The 16,702-nt window shown below is 58.4% G+C and carries 19 protein-coding genes; 9 read left to right on the top strand and 10 right to left on the bottom strand.

Annotated features, from left to right (window positions below):
- Positions 1-35: 35 nt before the first annotated feature.
- Both ACTHND_RS01265 and cysS read right to left on the bottom strand, forming a co-directional pair.
- On the bottom strand, positions 36-584 hold the full coding sequence (locus ACTHND_RS01265) for an SRPBCC domain-containing protein (RefSeq protein WP_440175454.1): 549 nt from the start codon (positions 582-584) through the stop codon (positions 36-38).
- On the bottom strand, positions 584-1,996 hold the full coding sequence (gene cysS / locus ACTHND_RS01270; RefSeq protein WP_440175455.1) for a cysteine--tRNA ligase: 1,413 nt from the start codon (positions 1,994-1,996) through the stop codon (positions 584-586). The genes ACTHND_RS01265 and cysS overlap by 1 nt, the downstream gene beginning before the upstream one ends.
- 260 nt (positions 1,997-2,256) lie before the next feature.
- Between cysS and folE the strand changes: the two genes are divergently transcribed.
- From folE to rpoH, 5 genes are all read left to right on the top strand, one after another.
- Positions 2,257-2,913: a GTP cyclohydrolase I FolE gene (gene folE, locus ACTHND_RS01275; RefSeq protein ID WP_440175456.1), complete on the top strand. Its 657-nt coding sequence runs from the start codon at positions 2,257-2,259 to the stop codon at positions 2,911-2,913.
- 153 nt (positions 2,914-3,066) lie between these two features.
- On the top strand, positions 3,067-3,510 hold the full coding sequence (locus ACTHND_RS01280) for a biopolymer transporter ExbD (protein WP_440175457.1): 444 nt from the start codon (positions 3,067-3,069) through the stop codon (positions 3,508-3,510).
- 258 nt (positions 3,511-3,768) lie between these two features.
- Positions 3,769-4,215, top strand: coding sequence for a biopolymer transporter ExbD (locus ACTHND_RS01285; protein ID WP_440175458.1), 447 nt, complete (start codon positions 3,769-3,771; stop codon positions 4,213-4,215).
- A 166-nt stretch (positions 4,216-4,381) separates the two neighbouring features.
- Positions 4,382-5,404 carry an RluA family pseudouridine synthase gene (locus ACTHND_RS01290; protein ID WP_440175459.1) on the top strand — a complete coding sequence of 341 codons (1,023 nt, stop codon included), beginning with the start codon at positions 4,382-4,384 and terminating at the stop codon, positions 5,402-5,404.
- Between the two features lie 293 nt (positions 5,405-5,697).
- Positions 5,698-6,633, top strand: coding sequence for an RNA polymerase sigma factor RpoH (rpoH, locus tag ACTHND_RS01295; protein ID WP_440175460.1), 936 nt, complete (start codon positions 5,698-5,700; stop codon positions 6,631-6,633).
- Positions 6,634-6,762: 129 nt separating this feature from the next.
- Here the strand turns inward: rpoH and ACTHND_RS01300 are convergent, their stop codons facing one another.
- The 3 genes from ACTHND_RS01300 to ACTHND_RS01310 all read right to left on the bottom strand — a co-directional run bounded on the left by ACTHND_RS01300 (position 6,763) and on the right by ACTHND_RS01310 (position 10,414).
- Positions 6,763-7,560, bottom strand: a complete 798-nt coding sequence (locus ACTHND_RS01300) for a response regulator (protein WP_440175461.1) — start codon at positions 7,558-7,560, stop codon at positions 6,763-6,765.
- Positions 7,561-7,743: 183 nt separating this feature from the next.
- The gene (locus tag ACTHND_RS01305; RefSeq protein ID WP_440175462.1) at positions 7,744-9,033 is read right to left on the bottom strand and encodes an adenylosuccinate synthase; all 1,290 of its coding nucleotides are present in this window, start codon (positions 9,031-9,033) and stop codon (positions 7,744-7,746) included.
- Between the two features lie 208 nt (positions 9,034-9,241).
- Positions 9,242-10,414 carry a phosphoserine transaminase gene (locus ACTHND_RS01310; RefSeq protein WP_440175463.1) on the bottom strand — a complete coding sequence of 391 codons (1,173 nt, stop codon included), beginning with the start codon at positions 10,412-10,414 and terminating at the stop codon, positions 9,242-9,244.
- A gap of 306 nt (positions 10,415-10,720) precedes the next feature.
- Between ACTHND_RS01310 and ACTHND_RS01315 the strand changes: the two genes are divergently transcribed.
- Both ACTHND_RS01315 and ACTHND_RS01320 read left to right on the top strand, forming a co-directional pair.
- Entirely contained in the window at positions 10,721-11,122 is a 402-nt protein-coding gene (locus ACTHND_RS01315) for a hypothetical protein (RefSeq protein WP_440175464.1), read from the top strand.
- 329 nt (positions 11,123-11,451) lie between these two features.
- Positions 11,452-11,847: a hypothetical protein gene (locus ACTHND_RS01320; RefSeq protein ID WP_440175465.1), complete on the top strand. Its 396-nt coding sequence runs from the start codon at positions 11,452-11,454 to the stop codon at positions 11,845-11,847.
- A 78-nt stretch (positions 11,848-11,925) separates the two neighbouring features.
- Here the strand turns inward: ACTHND_RS01320 and thiD are convergent, their stop codons facing one another.
- A complete protein-coding gene (gene thiD, locus ACTHND_RS01325; RefSeq protein ID WP_440175466.1) occupies positions 11,926-12,705 on the bottom strand; it encodes a bifunctional hydroxymethylpyrimidine kinase/phosphomethylpyrimidine kinase in 780 nt (259 codons plus the stop codon).
- Between the two features lie 61 nt (positions 12,706-12,766).
- On the opposite strand from thiD, the gene ACTHND_RS01330 reads away from it, so the two are divergent.
- Positions 12,767-13,042, top strand: coding sequence for a DUF1653 domain-containing protein (locus ACTHND_RS01330; protein ID WP_440175467.1), 276 nt, complete (start codon positions 12,767-12,769; stop codon positions 13,040-13,042).
- Positions 13,039-13,389, top strand: coding sequence for a hypothetical protein (locus ACTHND_RS01335; protein ID WP_440175468.1), 351 nt, complete (start codon positions 13,039-13,041; stop codon positions 13,387-13,389). Before ACTHND_RS01330 ends, ACTHND_RS01335 begins: the two co-directional genes overlap by 4 nt.
- Positions 13,390-13,486: 97 nt before the next feature.
- Here the strand turns inward: ACTHND_RS01335 and ACTHND_RS01340 are convergent, their stop codons facing one another.
- The 4 genes from ACTHND_RS01340 to ACTHND_RS01355 form a co-directional block, all read right to left on the bottom strand.
- Entirely contained in the window at positions 13,487-13,804 is a 318-nt protein-coding gene (locus ACTHND_RS01340; RefSeq protein ID WP_440175469.1) for a hypothetical protein, read from the bottom strand.
- A gap of 50 nt (positions 13,805-13,854) precedes the next feature.
- The gene (gene folP, locus ACTHND_RS01345; RefSeq protein WP_440175470.1) at positions 13,855-14,685 is read right to left on the bottom strand and encodes a dihydropteroate synthase; all 831 of its coding nucleotides are present in this window, start codon (positions 14,683-14,685) and stop codon (positions 13,855-13,857) included.
- The gene (locus ACTHND_RS01350) at positions 14,682-15,551 is read right to left on the bottom strand and encodes an NAD(P)-dependent oxidoreductase (RefSeq protein ID WP_440175471.1); all 870 of its coding nucleotides are present in this window, start codon (positions 15,549-15,551) and stop codon (positions 14,682-14,684) included. The genes folP and ACTHND_RS01350 overlap by 4 nt, the downstream gene beginning before the upstream one ends.
- A 145-nt stretch (positions 15,552-15,696) precedes the next feature.
- The gene (locus ACTHND_RS01355) at positions 15,697-16,680 is read right to left on the bottom strand and encodes a hypothetical protein (protein ID WP_440175472.1); all 984 of its coding nucleotides are present in this window, start codon (positions 16,678-16,680) and stop codon (positions 15,697-15,699) included.
- Between the last annotated feature and the right edge of the window lie 22 nt (positions 16,681-16,702).

A 16,702-nucleotide genomic window follows, 5' to 3' on the forward strand; every position in this document is an offset into this window, starting at 1 on the left:
CACCTCCCCCTCCAAGAGGGGGAGAGTAGCAAGGCTTATTTCTTCTTGCCCCAGAAATGGGTGTTGAGCCATTTCGGCCTTGGCTTATGCAGCGGGTCTTCCTTCGGCACCGGCGGCACAATGACCGAAGAGGCGTGCGGATTAGAGGCGAATCTGGCCTCGGCCCGCGCCTTCAGGGCCTCGCCGAAAGCGGCAAAGCCCGTGCGGATATGCTCGCGGTAGGCCTTGCCTTCACGCTCCGACAGGAAGCCCGTGAACAGGGCTCCGATCGAGAAGCTGCTGCCGTATTCCGACAGGGCATCGAACTCGAAATAACGGATCAGGCTGCCGGCATAGAAGGGCTTCGGCACGGTGATATGGATATGCGACAGGGGCGTCCAGTCGGCGATGATGCCATCGGTTTCCCAGGTGCCGAGACCCTCGAAATATTCTTCCAGATGCACCGGAGCGCCGAAATGCAGTTCGCCTTCGGCCTTTTTGTGGATGGGGCTCCATTCCGGCCAGGCATTGATATCGGCGATGACCTCATAAACATCGTCAATCGGCGCGGCAATGCCGACGCGTTTTTCAATCTTGAGCGCCATTATGCCTTGCCTTTCAGTTTCCAGGTCGCGCCCTGCGGGCCGTCCATGACCTCGACATTGAGCGCATTGAGCGCATCGCGGATGCGGTCCGATTCCGGCCAGTTCTTCGCGGCGCGGGCGGCGGCGCGCTCAGCCAGCAGAGCCTCGACCTGAGCGGTCAGATCGTCGGAGGCCCCCTGCTTGAACCAGACTTCGGGGTCTTGCTGGAGGATGCCAAGGACGTTAGCCAAAGCCATAAAAGATGTCTTCACTCGCGCAGGATCGTTACGCTCCACCATACTGTCGAGTGCAGGAGCAATCTCATAAAGTCGAGCAACGGCTCCGGGAGTATTTAAGTCATCAAGCAATGGTCCGAAGATCACATCGTCTGGCCAGACTTCCTGAAGCGGAATGTCTTTAGCACGCAACAGTATGCCGTAAAGGCGGTCCAATGATTTTCGACTTTGCTCCAGCAACTCCGGCGTCCAATTGAGTGGCGAACGATAATGTCCGCTCAGCAAGGCCCAGCGGATCACTTCGCCCGGATAGTCCTTGATAAGGTCATGGACCAGCACGACATTGCCCAGTGACTTCGACATCTTCTCGCCGGAGAAATCGAGGAAGCCATTGTGCATCCAGTATTTCGCATAGGCGGCAGGATCGGAATGACCATGCGCGGCGCAGGATTGCGCTATCTCATTGGTATGGTGCGGGAAGATCAAATCCTGGCCGCCACCATGAATATCGATTGGCAGGCCAAGCTTCGCCTCGCTCATGGCCGAGCATTCGATATGCCAGCCCGGACGCCCTGGCAAACCTTTGGGCCCCGGCCACTCCGGCTCGCCCGGCTTTGACGGTTTCCACAGCACGAAATCGGCGGCATTGTCCTTGTTTTCGGCCACCTCAACCCGCGCACCGGCGATCATGTCATCCAAAGACCGCTTGGCCAGCTTGCCATAGCGGCCTGAGCCACCATCATAATCCGCCACTCGGAACAGGACTTCACCGTCGTCAGTGACATAGGCTGCACCCCGCGCAATCAGGTCTTCTATCATCGCCACCATGTCGGGCATGTGCTCTGTGGCGCGCGGCTGATAGGTCGGCGGCAGGGCATTCAGCGCCGCCATATCGGCATTATAGATATCGGCGAATTTGTTGGTGATGACGGAGATGTCAACGCCTTCGTCGATCGCCTTCTTGTTGATCTTGTCGTCCACGTCGGTGATGTTGCGAGCGTAAACGACCTTGTCCTCGCCATAGAGATGGCGCAGCAGACGGAACAGCACATCGAACACCACGACTGGCCGCGCATTGCCGATATGGGCATAGTTATAAACGGTCGGCCCACAGACATACATCGTCACGCGATCGGGATTTGTCGGTTCAAACGGCACCTTCTGGCCGCTCAGCGTGTCGTGTATGTACAGTGTCATAGGCGCTTTTTGGAGATTTTCGGTTGTAATCAAAGGGCTCCCTCCCATATAGACACCGGCGAACCTTTGCACCACGGAAAATCTCGGCCGGAATGATCCAATTTCGGCCTATGTGTAGTATAAGGGACTGTCTGCTGCGTGTTTCGGCTGCTGCCATCGTCTGGTGAAAGCGTCAAGCATAAGGCCAAATGAGGGATGTCACGCGTCATTCCGGAACCGTCGTTCCGGCGCCACTCGGCCCTCGGGGAACTGTATTTATAATGGATAGCCTTGATCCTGTGTCGAACCTGACCTCCGCTGAAAACAGCCTGCTCAACACCTCCAAGCCCAAGAGCGTCGTCACCTTCACCAACCGCCCGTCGCGCGAGGAAGCCATGAAGGCCGTGAAGACCCTGCTCGCCTGGGCGGGTGATGATCCCGAACGTGAGGGCCTGATCGATACGCCCAAGCGCGTGGTCGATGCCTATGAGGAATGGTTCCAGGGCTATCAGGCCGATCCGAAAAAGGAGCTGTCGCGCACCTTCGAGGACGTTCAGGGCTATGACGATATGGTCATGCTGCGCGAGATCGATGTCGAATCGCACTGCGAACACCATATGGCGCCCTTCCTTGGCAAGGCGTGGGTCGCCTATATGCCGACCTCCAAGGTGGTCGGCATCTCCAAGATCGCCCGCGTCGTCGAAATCTTCGCCAAGCGCCTGCAAACCCAGGAAACCATGACCAAGCAGGTGGCCGACGCCATCGAGGACTCGCTGGCCCCGCTCGGTGTGGCGGTGATGATCGATGCCGAGCACCAGTGCATGAGCACCCGCGGCGTCCACCACAAGAACGTCACCACGGTCACCACCCGCTTTACCGGCGTGTTCAAGACCGACATTGCGCTTCAGGAACGCTTTATGCGCCTGACGCATAAGTAAGACTCCCACCTTTCCGAAAAAGCGGCCCTGCTCCGGCAGGGCCGCTTTTTTATTGCCTGACCTTCAGCCTGCGTATTTTTCATATACCTTGCTTTACAAAATATAATGTAAGGCATAAATTATGGTCACGCAATGTGAAAAGGAGAGGCAATCATGGCTATCAAAATCGGAGCCAGCGGCAGCAGCCGCTACACCATCACGCAGAATGCCGACATCAATGTCACGCCGTTCGTGGATGTCATGCTGGTGCTGCTGATCATCTTCATGGTGTCGATTCCGGCCGCCACCGTCTCGATCAAGCTGGACCTGCCACCGGCCCAACCGCAGCCAGGCCCGAAGCGCCCCGATCCGGTTTTCATTTCGGTCATGGGACCGGACGATATCTATATCGGCGCGCAAAAAACCAGCATGACCAACCTGATCAGCGATGTGGCGACCGCCCTGCGTATTTCAGATCCGGACACGCCTTTGAGTGAGCAGCGCGTCCTGGTGCGCGGCGACAAGGACATTGCCTATGCCGACTTCGTACAGGTGATCAACCAGTTGCAGCAGAACGGTTACCTCAATATCGGCCTGATCAACGAAGACATCGAATAGCGCCTCCCATGATTTGGGATAACGCCGGCCGCTTCCTGATTTCCGGCGTTTTGGCTTCTACAGAGGCGCCGGACATGAAATATTCTTAATGATGGGTCGGTTTGAGTGCCTTTCAGGCTTTACTTTTATCCGGGAGTTGTCCTAAATCGCTTCCGACCGGCAAAAGGCGGCGCACTCGATGCGCGGTCGCTGAGCCGATGGCATAATGTTCTTCCCCTGCGGGCTGTTCGCCTGCGGTGGCACAAAGGGAGTTAGACTATGGGCGCAAAGCTCGGCGGCGGCGGCGGTAGCCGGTATACCATCGCACAGAATTCGGACATCAACGTCACGCCTTTCGTCGACGTCATGCTCGTCCTGCTCATCATCTTCATGGTGTCCATCCCGGCCGCCACGGTGTCGATCAAGCTCGACCTGCCGCCCGCGAAGGCACCCCCCACGAGTGAAAAGCGCCCTGACCCGGTGTTCATCTCGATCATGGGCCCCGATGACATCTATATCGGGCCACAAAAGACCAGCATGGACCGCCTGATCGGCGACGTGGCGGCCGCGCTGCGCGTCACCGACCCGAATACCCCGCTCAGCGAACAGCGCGTTCTGGTCCGCGGCGACAAGGACATCACCTATGCCGACTTCGTCAAGGTGATCAACGAACTGCAACAAAATGGCTATCTCAAGATCGGCCTGATCAACGAAGACATCGAATAGTCTTCGGATTGTTTGCTACAGTTATAAAAACACCGGAGACCACTGGTTTCCGGTGTTTTTGTTTTATACTTCCCCAGTTTACCGGGGAGGGGGACCGTCCGGCGCAGCCTTCAGGCGAAGGCGGATGGTGGTGGGGTTTCTTACTTTTTGACGGCCACAAGTATCCATGACCAACACGCCTGACGACATTGATGACGACGATCTCTCCCCCGATGATGAGGCCGGTGACAGCCAGATCCTGACCGCGGATATTGAAGCCGGCGAATCGGGCGAACGGCTGGATCGCGTCCTGGCGGGTCACTTCACCGACCTTTCCCGCGCCCGCCTGCAGGCCCTGATCGCCGAAGGCCGCCTGAGCATCGACGGCAAGGTGATCGCCGACGGCAAGCACAAGGCGCGCGCCGGCACCTATGTGCTCAGCATCCCCGCCCCCGTCGCCGCGAAGCCTGAGCCACAGGACATCCCGCTCGATATCCTGTTCGAGGACGAACACCTGATCGTGGTCAACAAGCCCGTCGGCATGGCGGCGCATCCGGCGCCCGGCACGCGCGACGGCACCCTGGTCAATGCCCTGCTCTACCATTGCGGCGACACTCTCTCCGGCATTGGTGGCGTGCTGCGGCCCGGCATTGTTCACAGGCTCGACAAGGACACGTCCGGCATTCTGGTCGCCGCCAAATCAGACGTGGCCCACCGCGCCTTGAGCGAACTCTTCTCGCGCCATGATATCGACCGGGAATACAAGGCGATCGTCCGCGGCGCCCCGCGCTATATGTCCGGCACGGTAACCACGCGGATCGGCCGTTCGCACCATGACCGCAAGAAAATGGCCGTGCTGCGCGCCGGCGGCCGCGAAGCCATCACCCATTACCAGCTTGAAGAGGTCTACGGCGACACCAAACCGCTGGCCGCTCTCTTGACCTGCCGGCTGGAAACCGGCCGCACCCACCAGATCCGTGTCCATATGGCCCATCTCGGCTGCCCCTGCCTCGGCGATCCGGTCTATGGTTCCGGTGCGCCGGCCAAGGAGGTCCAGGCCATTTTGAAAGAACTGGATTTCACCCGCCAGGCCCTTCACGCCGGCCTTCTGGGCTTTATCCACCCGATCACTGGCCAGAAGTTGAAATTCAAAGCCCCTCTGCCCGATGACATGCAGGAACTCGCCGACGCTCTGGCGGATATGTATTAGCCATACCGCAACGCACTCACCTAAGTGTGATCATGTAACACCGCCTGGTGTGATACCTTTCTGCAACAAATTCGCAGCTTGATGCCATTTTTTTGCGATTTCGCAGTTTATGGGTCTTTTTTTCGCCGAAAGGCTTCCTAAATCTAGGCGCAGTTGTCGGGCAGGATATCCCCTTCGTCTGTGCTCCCCCTCACTGACAAGGCGCGGGTCTCATGTCCGACACACTTCCTTTTTCTGACCGCTCGTCAGAATCCCGACCAGAAACAGAAAATTCTACAGAAAGCGACGCGCCGATGAGTTCTCTTGCCCTGACCTCCTCCTCTTCGAACCTCGCCACCCGCGACGGTGCCAGCCTGCCGGCCCTGACGCCGGACGGCGGCCTCAATCGCTATCTGTCGGAAATTCGCAAGTTCCCCATGCTGGCCAAGGATGAAGAGTTCATGCTGGCCAAACGCTGGACCGAGCATCAGGATCCCAAGGCCGCCCACAAGCTGGTCACCTCGCACCTGCGCCTCGTCGCCAAGATCGCCATGGGCTATCGCGGTTATGGCCTGCCCGTGGGCGAAGTCATTTCCGAAGGCAATGTCGGCCTGATGCAGGCGGTCAAGAAGTTCGACCCCGATCGTGGCTTCCGCCTGGCCACCTATGCCATGTGGTGGATCAAGGCGTCGATTCAGGAATACGTCCTGCGCTCCTGGTCGCTGGTCAAGATGGGCACCACCGCCGCGCAGAAGAAACTGTTCTTCAACCTGCGCAAGGTGAAGTCGGAAATTTCCGCCCTGGAAGACGGCGACCTGCGCCACGAACATGTCGAGCAGATCGCCACCAAGCTCGGCGTTTCCGAGGCCGATGTCGTCAGCATGAACCGCCGCATGTCCTCGGCCGATTCGTCGCTGAACGCGCCCCTGCGCGCTGCCGAAGGCGAGTCGGAATGGCAGGACTGGCTGGTCGATGACACCCAGCAATCGCAGGAAACCGTCCTGGCTGACAATGAGGAATATGGCCAGCGCATGGACCTACTTCAGGCCGCCATGGGCGAACTGAACGACCGTGAAAAGGAAATCCTGACCGAGCGCCGCCTTAAGGATTCACCCACGACTCTGGAAGACCTCGCCGAGCGCTTTGGCGTCTCGCGCGAACGTGTCCGCCAGATCGAGGTGCGCGCCTTTGAGAAGCTGCAAAAGGCCATGATCGCCGCCTCGCAGGCAGCGACACCGGTTCCGGCCTGAGGACTGTAACGCCAGGCTGTATACAGCCTGGCAAGGGCAAGCGCCCGCCGCGCATTTTTGCGCGTAAAGCCCCTGCGGCGATTGAGCTTAAAGCAAGATAATGCCCGCGGCCATTTATGACCGCGGGCGTTATGCCGCGTTTTCTTTTTTGGCGTCGTCGATGCGGAAGAGCTTGGCCAGGGCAGCGACCGGCGCCTTGAGCATCTCACCCGTCATTTCATTGGACTTGTAGGCGGTGAAGATTTCCGTCACGGCGGCTTTAAACTTCGGATCGGTGATCGCCTTGCACGCCGGCACCAGGACTTCAAGCTGGGCTGTAATGGCCCTTCTCGCCTGCTTGCGGTCATTATCAAACTGATCGGCGGCAGCGCGTAGGATGCGCACGCTCTGCTCCAGACGCTTCATGCCGTCCGACATGTTTTCCGGAGGTCGTGTCGTCGCGCCGCCAAAGCCGGAATTGAACCGCCGGCGGTCCGGCCCGACATACATCACCGCCTCGATCCATGGCCGCGACTTGGTGACGACGTGGTCCAGGCGTTGCAACAGGTCACCTGAAGCAAACGGCTTCTTCATGATCTCATCGCTGCCGCAATCACGTGCCTGCTTCAGGGTTTCCGGCAGGTCGTTCGGCGCCATCATGATCACCGGGATCTTGCGGCATTTCATGTCCGAACGGCGCAGACCGGTGACAAAGGACGCGCCTTCGATATTTGGTCCCTTGAGATCGCAGAAAATGACCTGCGGATCGAAATCCTGGCAGATCAGGGTGGCGCTGCGGTCGTCCGTTTCAACCTGGACCTTTTCGGCCCCCAGCACGCGCAGCATATCCATCAGGATGCGGGCATAGGCCGGATTGCCTTCCAGCACCAATACCCGCTTCAGATGCGGTTTCAGTTTGGCTTCCAGTTTGGGATCGAGCGAAAACACGAGGACACTCTGCTGATATTGTGCCGCAATCCTATGCCCGATTAGTAAAAATAGATTTTATGGCGCTGCAAAATTCAGGCGAATTTAAAAAAGCAACGCGCGTTGTCTAGTCCTGGAACGGATCACGCATGAGGATGGTGTCTTCTCGCACTTTTTCTGTTTCCGGAAGCCACCAACCTGCCGTCAGTCCTGGAATGGATCGCGCATGAGAATGGTGTCTTCTCGCTCAGGACTGGTCGACAGCAGGGCCACCGGCGCGCCGATCAGTTCCTCGATGCGGCGGACATATTTCACCGCATTGCCCGGCAAATCCTTCCACGAGCGGGCGCCTTGCGTGCTTTCGCTCCAGCCTTCGATCTCTTCATAAACAGGCTCAATGCCCTGCTGGTCCTTGAAACCGGCCGGCAGATAGTCGAGCACCTTGTCGCCGACCCTGTAGCCGACGCAGACCTTGATGGTCTCAATGCCGTCGAGGATATCGAGCTTGGTGAGCGCAATGCCGTCGATGCCGTTGATGGCGATCGACTGGCGCGCCAGCACCGCATCCAGCCAGCCGACACGGCGGGCGCGGCCAGTGACGGTGCCAAATTCATGGCCGCGCGTGGCAATGCCCTGGCCGATCTCATCGAACAACTCGGTCGGGAACGGGCCGGAACCGACGCGGGTGGTATAGGCTTTCAGGATGCCCAGCACATAGCCGACGCTCTTAGGCCCCATGCCGGAACCGGCAGCGGCCTGGCCGGCCACCGTATTGGACGAGGTGACGAACGGATAGGTGCCGTGGTCGATATCGAGCAGGGCGCCTTGTGCCCCTTCAAACAGGATGCGCTTGCCTTCCGTCTTGGCCTTATCGAGCACATACCAGGCCGGCTTGACGTGTGACAGCAGGCGCGGCGCGATGGCTTTCAGCTTTTCGGTCAGGGCGGCAACATCGACCGGCGCGAGCCCCAGACCGGCGCGCAGCGGATTGTGATGCGCCAGCAGCCGGTCGATCTTGGCGTCCAGGGCGTCAAAATCGGCCAGGTCGGCGACGCGGATAGCCCGGCGGCCCACCTTGTCTTCGTAGGCCGGGCCTATGCCGCGGCCCGTAGTGCCGATCTTTCCGGTGCCGGCAGCGGCTTCGCGCGCCAGGTCGAGTTCGGAATGGATCGGCAGGATCAGACAGGCATTGTCGGCGATCACCAGCAGGTCAGGCGTGATGCTCAAGCCTTGCGCCTCGACACGGGCGATTTCATCGAACAGCGCCCACGGATCGATGACCACGCCATTACCGACGATCGAGAGCTTGCCCTGGACTACGCCGGAGGGCAGCAGGGAGAGCTTGTAAACCTTGCCATCAACCACCAGCGTATGGCCCGCATTATGCCCGCCCTGGAAACGAACGACGACATCGGCGCGATTTGAGAGCCAGTCGACAAGCTTGCCCTTGCCCTCGTCGCCCCACTGAGCGCCAATTACGGTTACGTTTGCCAAGATGATTGCTCCGGTCACAGATAAAAGCCACGCATCTGAGCGTGCGCGGAAAAGCCGGTGGCACCCTATAGAGGATGAATCGGGGCTTGTAACCCATTATTTTAGCTCAAATGCCGCCATCCTTATTTAAGAAAAAATGGGCTCGCGCAAACATGCGCGGCGGGCGCTTGCCCTTGCCTCAGGCCAAAAGGCCTTCGGAAATTGAGGATTACGCCACTTCCAATACGGTCAGCGCCTCGGCATAGGCCCATTCCAGCCACGGCAGCAGGGAATCGATATCATCCGCCTCGACCGTGCAGCCGCACCAGATGCGCAGGCCTGGCGGGGCGGCACGATAGCCGTTGATATCAAAGGCTACGCCCTCGATCTCCAGCAGTGACGCCATTTTTGCTGCCAGCTTTGCCTGCACCTCGGCCGGCTGCGATTGCACCGCCGGATCGACAAACTTCAGGCACACCGAGGTGGTCGAACGCGTCTCCGGCACTTCGGCGACGAAATCGATCCACGAAGTGGCCCCTACCCATTCGCGCAAGACATTGAAATTGTGGTTGCAGCGATTGATCAGCCCTTCCAGCCCGCCTTCCAGCGAGGCCCAGCGCAGGGCATCGAGATAGTCCTCGATCACCAGGAAGGAATAGGTGTTGATGGCATCGCCGCCAATAATCTTCATGTCAGCGGCACCCTTGGCCTTCAGGCGCAGCACCTTGGGGATCGGGCGGCCCGACTCCCAGGTGTTCAGGCGGTCGATGGCCTTCGGCGACAGCACCAGCACGCCGAAACCCGCCTCACCGCCCAGAGCCTTCTGGAAGGAGAAGGTGGCGACATCGAGTTTTTCCCACGGCAGTTCCATGCAGAAGGCCGCTGATGTGGCATCGCACAGCACGAGTCCTTCATGGCCATCGAGAAAATCCGAATTGGGCACGCGCACGCCGGACGTGGTGCCGTTCCAGGGGAACACCAGATCGGCCTGCGGATCGATCTTCGACAGGTCCGGCAACTGGCCATAGGGCGCGCTCAGGACTTCGCAATCAAGCTTTAGGTGGCTCACCGCATCATCGGCCCACAATTGGCCAAAGCTTTCAAAGGCCAGAAGCTGTACCTTGCGCTGCCCCAGCAGGTTCCACATGGCGGCCTCAAAAGCTCCGGTATCGGAAGCCGGCATGACCAGCACCTGATAGTCCGTCGGAATTTGCAGGATCGAGCGCGTCAGGTCGATGGCCTGGTTAAGCCGCCCCACCGTAACCTTGGACCGGTTCGAGCGCCCCACCGGCGCGCCCGCAAGCGCCTGAACGCTCCAGCCAGGGCGCTTGCTTGTCGGGCCCGACGAAAACCACGGACGCTCAGGGGCGCGAGCAGGTTTGTTGGCGGAAAAAGTCGACATGCGGACCCCACTATACGGTACATTTTCCTTCGCTCTTTGCGCTTTCGGGCCTGTCAGGGCAAGCCTTTTTTCAGTCGGGGCGGCTATCCTCCCTTAACAATCCGCGTGATCGAACAAAATCGCATTTTTCCGCCTCGCGCATTAGGCTCTTTGTAGCGCCTGAAACTTATCCTCCTGATTTCGTGGATAATTTTCTTTCGCCATGAACCGAATATGAACCGCGCCGTTCAGGTCAGGCTCAGGGGTCACGTGTTTATATGGGTCCATCGCTGATGGAACAGCGAAAACACAATACGGAGAAAGACGATGAAAAAGACCCTGATCACCCTGGCTGCCGCTGCCGCCGCCCTGACCACCCTCACCGCGCCTGCCATTGCCAGCGCCCGCCCGGCACATGTCGTGGTTGTCACCGATCATCGCGGCCCTGGCTGGAACCACCGCGACGACCGCGCCTCGGCCCAGTTGAGCAACCGCATTGCTCGACTGGATGCCCGTATCGACCAGGGCCGCCGGACCGGCCAGATCAGCTACCGCGAAGGCCGCCGCCTCAATAACGAACTGAACCTGATTTCCTCGCAAAAGCGCAGCTATGAGCGTTCCGGCCGCGGCCTGAGCCTCAACGAAATCAGCCTCTTGGATAATCGCCTCGATCGCCTGCAAGGTCAGATCCGTTACGAGAAACACGATTTCGACAATCGTCGCGGCTAAACAGCCCATCACGTCTCTTATCCCTCAGGGCGCAGACCTATGGTTCTGCGCCCTTTGGCTGTCTGAACTTAAGATATTGGGTAAATTAATTATTTTTTATTTCGAGCCTCAATTGCCCACCCTGCCGAATATATCAAACCCGACATATTACCGCCTGCTCCAGCCCTTATAAATTCACGCTTCAAACGCCAGTGTCACCAATTTCGGCCAAAACCGTACCGTTACATGAATACCGGCTGAAGCGGCTTGTTCAGGCAGGCCTCAGTTTCACAGACGTAGATTGAGGTCATCGCTGGAGAGCAGCGAGAAACTCAAAAAGGAACATGACCATGAAAACAGCATTCACATCCGCCAAAGCCATGATCGCCCTGATGTTCATGAGCGCCGGCCTGGCCACGATGAGCCTGCCCGCCCAGGCGGCACCGCAAAACCATGCCCCGGCAGGGGCTGCCCACGCACAATATGGCGTCGACGCTGGCCGTAAGATCGAAGCCCGCATTCAAGACCTGAAGGGCCGTCTCGCCGACGGCAGGCGCTCCGGCCGCATCAGCCGCGCGGAAAACAGCCGCCTCACCACCTCGCTGAACAGCATCATTTCGTTGAAGCGTCAGTATGAACGGTCAGGCCGTGGCCTGAGCCAGCCGGAGATCAATACCCTGAACACCAAGCTCGACATTTTGTCAGGCAAGGTCCGCGTTCAAGGCCACGACAACAACAGGCGCTAAGCGCTCAGAGGCCTCGCAGCCTCCTCGCAAAAGCTCGGGCGGCCCTTGGCCTTGCCAAAACGCCTTGCGTTTGGGAACTCAGAGCAGCCAGTTATGGCGCAGCGGCCCGTGGCCTTCCCCCAGGCCGGGCGCCATCAGGATCGCCCCGCCAACATAATCCCTCGCCAGCCCGACCGTTTCCTCAAGCGGCCGGGCTTCGCGTGTCAGGGCCGCACAAGCGCTGGCCAGGGTGCAGCCCGTGCCATGCGTATGGCGGGTATCGATGCGCTCCGAGGTGAAGCGATGCTCGCCCTTGCGGGTGATCAGCAGATCGACCACATCCGGCGTCTCGATATGGCCGCCCTTGAGCAACACGTTTTTGGCCCCCATGGCCAGCAGGGCTTCGCCCGCCTTGCGCATATCGTCCTCGGTCTCGACCTTAAGACCGGTCAGCGCCGCGGCTTCAGGTGCATTGGGCGTGAGCAGGTCAGCCAACGGCAGCATCAGCGCCTTCATGGCGTCTACCGCATGATGGTTCATTAGGGCATGACCGCCTTTAGCCACCATCACCGGATCGATGACGGTGAAGACTTTTGCGCCTTCGATTACCAATGACACCGCCTCCATGACGGCAATATCAGCCAGCATTCCGGTCTTGATGGCGTCGGCGCCGATATCATCGAGGCAGGCCATTGCCTGGGCCGTGATAATCGATGGCGGCACGGCCATGACATCGGAAACACCCAGCGTATTCTGCACGGTCAGGGCCGTGATCGCCGTCATGGCATAACCGCCAAGGCAGGTCACCGTCTTGATATCGGCCTGGATGCCGGCGCCGCCCGATGAATCGGAGCCGGCAATGATTAAAACGCGCTGCATACTTGTCCTTAACGGCCGAATAGGCTCATAGATGGCTCAGAACCTCACATAGGAGGGGTGGATGCCCCTGACAACCTCGTTTTACAAAAGCGCCATTCCGCGCGGCACCTATCGCCATTACAAGAACAAGCTCTATCGCGTCTTCGGCACCGTTACCCATTCGGAAACTGAGGAAGACCTGGTCCTTTATGCTCCGATGGGACAGACCGGCGGCGAGGCCCGCCTGTGGGTTCGGCCGCTATCCATGTTCACCGAGACCGTCATTACAGAGACAGGCAATGTACCGCGCTTTGCCTTTGTCGAAGCCTTTCCTGATTTTACGGAAGGCGACAATTGAGCGAGTCAGATCGTTGGATAGAACTGGAACCGGAGGCCTTTGCCGATAATGGTCATCCGATCCTGCGCGCCATGCGCGGGACGCTGATCCTTGTCCGCCTGAACCAGATCGACGCCAATGACGAAATGACCAGTTATGAGATATTGGCCGGGCAACTGATCCGCGCCAATCGCTCGGAAGGTTTTGTGCTGTCGCTGGTCGGCAAGAAATCCGGTCAGGAACTGTTCCTGCCGCTGGTGCCGGCGGCATTCAACCTGCAACCGCCGGGGCAATATATGCTGAGCTGCGGCTCGGTCATCGAAAACCCGGTTTTCCTCGGTGCCTTCGATATCTACAGGCCCTCATGATCGACAAGATGCTCCACGATCCGTTTCTGCTGATCTGCGGCGCGCTGTTTATCGCCATCGCGCTGCTGATGCTGGTGCAGAAACTGCGCAACCGGTCCTAAACCTCGTCCTGGCGGATACCATCCCAGGGTTCGCGTTTGACGACATATTGCAGCGGCCAGACGTTTTCACGCGAGCGCCCGCAACGGGGGCAGTCGGTTTCGTGCGGCTCGAAGACACCATAGAAGAAGTTGCCGCGGTCGGCGCCCTTGGTATCGACATGCTTGCCGCAGCGCGGGCACAGGAAGAAGAACTGCGAGATGGCAATGCCCAGAAAGGCGAACGAAAAGGCCAGCGGCGCAGTACCGCCCAACGCACCGATCAGGCAGATCGGCAGAAGGATCAGATAGATGATGGCGCGCGTGCGATAATTCAATTCGAGCACTTTCCGAAAAGTGTCACGCACTTTTCGGATTAAAAAGTGCGTCAACAAGAATGTCCTTGGAGCGCGCTCCATACCCGCATGGCCTGCCTCATGGCAAGCACATCATGGACTCGCACCATTTTAGCGCCATTGGCAATGGCGTGCAAATGCACCGCCAGGGTGCCACCGATGCGATCCTGGGCAGCCGAGGCCACGCCTCCTTCCCGCTCTTCCAAAGCCGCGATAAAGCGCTTGCGCGAGGCCGCCATCAGCAGCGGAAAGCCATGCGAGGCCAGCCGGTCGGTGGCGCGGATCAGGGCCAGGTTGTGATCGAGCGTCTTGCCGAAACCAATGCCGGGATCGAGCCAGATACGATCAGGCGCCACGCCGGCCCGTATGGCGGCCTCGGCGCGTTGCAGCAGCCAGGTTTCCACCTCCGCCACCACATCGTCATAGTGCGGCGCGGACTGCATGGTGCGCGGCTCGCCCTGCATGTGCATCAGGATAATATCGCCCCCCAGGTCGGCGGCCACGTCGAGGCTTTCCGGCGTGTGCGAAAGCGCCGTGACATCGTTCCAAACGGTAGCGCCCGCCTGAAAGGCCGCACGGGCCACGTAAGGCTTAAGTGTATCGATGCTAATGACGCCCGGCCATTCGGCGGCAATGGCAGAGATGGCCGGCACGACACGGGCGATTTCCGCCTCGGCGCTGACGGGTTCCGCGCCAGGCCGGGTCGATTCCCCGCCGATATCGAGCACATCGGCGCCCTCATTGATCAGCCGCCGCGCCTGTTCGAGCGGGTCATAAGCCCCGCCATCGGAAAAGCTGTCGGGCGTCACATTGATAATGCCCATTATCAGCGGGGCGTTAATGGCGCGGCTGAGCAGGGTCATTTCAGACCGGCGTCCCGGCTTGCCAACAAGGACAGGCCGGTCAGGTCGAGATGGCCTTCGCCGCCTTCGACCAGGCGCCCCAATCGCGCCCGCAGCAGGTCATTGAGCGGCATGGAAACACCCAGATTGTCCGCCGCCTCGCCCGCCAGACGCATATCCTTGGCGGCCAGTACGGCGGCGAAACCCGCGGGTTCAAATTTTTCCGAGACGATCAGCGCGCCATAGTTCTTGTAGATTGGTGCGCCGAACAGGGTCGAGGTCAGGAAATCGAGCAGGTCGGCCTTTTCGACCCCGCCCTTGGCCACCAGCGCCATGGCTTCGCTTAAGGCTTCGGTGACATTGACGATCAGAAAGTTGCCGGCCAGCTTGACTAGGTTGGCGGCGGAAGGCTTGTCACCGAAGACCTGCACCTTCTGGCCAATGACCTCCAGCAGCGGCATGGCCTTGGCGATAGCCGCATCGCTGCCTGCGGCGGCAATAAATAACTTGCCTTCGGCGGCCACGGGCGGGCGACCAAACACCGGCGCCGAAACGAAGTGCTGCGCCTTGGCGGCATGGGCCTCGGTCAGTTTATCGGCCAGCGCCACGCTGATCGTGCTGAGGGATATATGGACACCACCGGCAGGCAAGCTGGCCAATATAGCTTCCGAAACGCCTTCAACCGCCGCGTCATCGGCCAGCATGCTGAAGACGGCCTCGCCCCGGCTGGCCTCGGCCGGTGTGGCGGCACGAATGGCGCCGTCGGCGACCAGCGGATCAGCCTTTTCCGGCGACCGGTTCCACACCGAAACCTCATGCCCCGCCCGGACCAGATTAGGCGCAATCGCCGCCCCCATATTGCCCAAACCGATAAACCCGACTTTCATGGCGTAACTCCCAGGCTAGAGAAAATTGGACCTTACTTCTCCTCCCTTGTGAGCCTCTTGGCGAAGCGGGGGAGGTGTCAGCGCCCAGTTCTTCGGGCGAAGCCCGCAGGGCTGGTGTCGCTGACGGAGGGGGCCAAGGCGTTTGTTATGTGATGGTTGCTCGAATACGATTGAGAAGCTTCTCTTTTAGATCAGCCACATCTTTCCAGACGATGTGATTATACTGACGAGTGTCGAAATGGACATGGCTGATAATATCCTCGTGACATGTCCAAATGACCGGTAGCCCTAGCCCTTGCGCAAAGCCAGCTTCATAATAGACGCCACCACGCGCAATAGCTTCTGAGCCATCCTTTGAAAAACCACAGGTAAAGTCCGCGATTACAAATTTGGACCGGCGAATTTCGGCGATGATCTCATCATCGATTTTATTATTGTGCTCGACCTTGCGGATGATACGCGGTTCGTAACCGGCTTCTCGGATAGCAGGTTCGATGGCATTTTCGTAACTAGCATCCAAGCTTGGATCGAACCACATGGCCACAAAGGCTTGGTTAGAATTAGAGTTAACCTCGGTTAACGCATCAATCCGCATATAACCTGATGCTGATATTGTATCATATTGAGGCGCTACGTTTGGAAAAATAGAATACTCATATATATAACCATATTCGGAAATAATATTTCGCAATCCTATAAAATCGCTCCAATTAAGGCTTTCAGTCCAAGCATATATTTCATCAGAAACTAAGCCTTTATTGGACTGACCGTCTTGGCTTTTCTTAAATTCGTATATAGCATTTCCTGGCCGAATTTTTTTGTAAAAACAAAAAAGTAAAAATCGGTCAATTCTCTGATTTGTGGTTAAAGCATGAGAATTTTTTATTTTTTCAATAACGTCATAGTCAATTACAGGCCAAACAACGCCACTCAATCGCTCATTTACAAGCCATGTTGTTAATTTTAATTTTTCTTCATAGGATAAATTACTAATTTCATTCCGCAGTCTCCATATAATTTCATAATTTCCGCCAGAGCGGGGCGAAATAAATGATATGTTATCTGAACCGCCGGCTCTGCCTTGATCAATTAGGTCAGTCCCCCAGATAGCGCATTTACCTTCCGTCATCGCTTAGCCCTTCTCTTCTGTT

The sequence above is a fragment of the Asticcacaulis sp. genome, assembly GCF_051954415.1.
Taxonomy (GTDB): domain Bacteria; phylum Pseudomonadota; class Alphaproteobacteria; order Caulobacterales; family Caulobacteraceae; genus Asticcacaulis.

Coding starts and splice junctions, on each gene's coding strand:
- ACTHND_RS01265 (WP_440175454.1), bottom strand. CDS start 584: ATGGCGCTCAAGATTGAAAAACGCGTCGGCATTGCCGCGCCGATTGAC.
- cysS (WP_440175455.1), bottom strand. CDS start 1,996: ATGACACTGTACATACACGACACGCTGAGCGGCCAGAAGGTGCCGTTT.
- folE (WP_440175456.1), top strand. CDS start 2,257: ATGGATAGCCTTGATCCTGTGTCGAACCTGACCTCCGCTGAAAACAGC.
- ACTHND_RS01280 (WP_440175457.1), top strand. CDS start 3,067: ATGGCTATCAAAATCGGAGCCAGCGGCAGCAGCCGCTACACCATCACG.
- ACTHND_RS01285 (WP_440175458.1), top strand. CDS start 3,769: ATGGGCGCAAAGCTCGGCGGCGGCGGCGGTAGCCGGTATACCATCGCA.
- ACTHND_RS01290 (WP_440175459.1), top strand. CDS start 4,382: ATGACCAACACGCCTGACGACATTGATGACGACGATCTCTCCCCCGAT.
- rpoH (WP_440175460.1), top strand. CDS start 5,698: ATGAGTTCTCTTGCCCTGACCTCCTCCTCTTCGAACCTCGCCACCCGC.
- ACTHND_RS01310 (WP_440175463.1), bottom strand. CDS start 10,414: ATGTCGACTTTTTCCGCCAACAAACCTGCTCGCGCCCCTGAGCGTCCG.
- ACTHND_RS01315 (WP_440175464.1), top strand. CDS start 10,721: ATGAAAAAGACCCTGATCACCCTGGCTGCCGCTGCCGCCGCCCTGACC.
- ACTHND_RS01320 (WP_440175465.1), top strand. CDS start 11,452: ATGAAAACAGCATTCACATCCGCCAAAGCCATGATCGCCCTGATGTTC.
- thiD (WP_440175466.1), bottom strand. CDS start 12,705: ATGCAGCGCGTTTTAATCATTGCCGGCTCCGATTCATCGGGCGGCGCC.
- ACTHND_RS01330 (WP_440175467.1), top strand. CDS start 12,767: ATGCCCCTGACAACCTCGTTTTACAAAAGCGCCATTCCGCGCGGCACC.
- folP (WP_440175470.1), bottom strand. CDS start 14,685: ATGACCCTGCTCAGCCGCGCCATTAACGCCCCGCTGATAATGGGCATT.
- ACTHND_RS01350 (WP_440175471.1), bottom strand. CDS start 15,551: ATGAAAGTCGGGTTTATCGGTTTGGGCAATATGGGGGCGGCGATTGCG.
- ACTHND_RS01355 (WP_440175472.1), bottom strand. CDS start 16,680: ATGACGGAAGGTAAATGCGCTATCTGGGGGACTGACCTAATTGATCAA.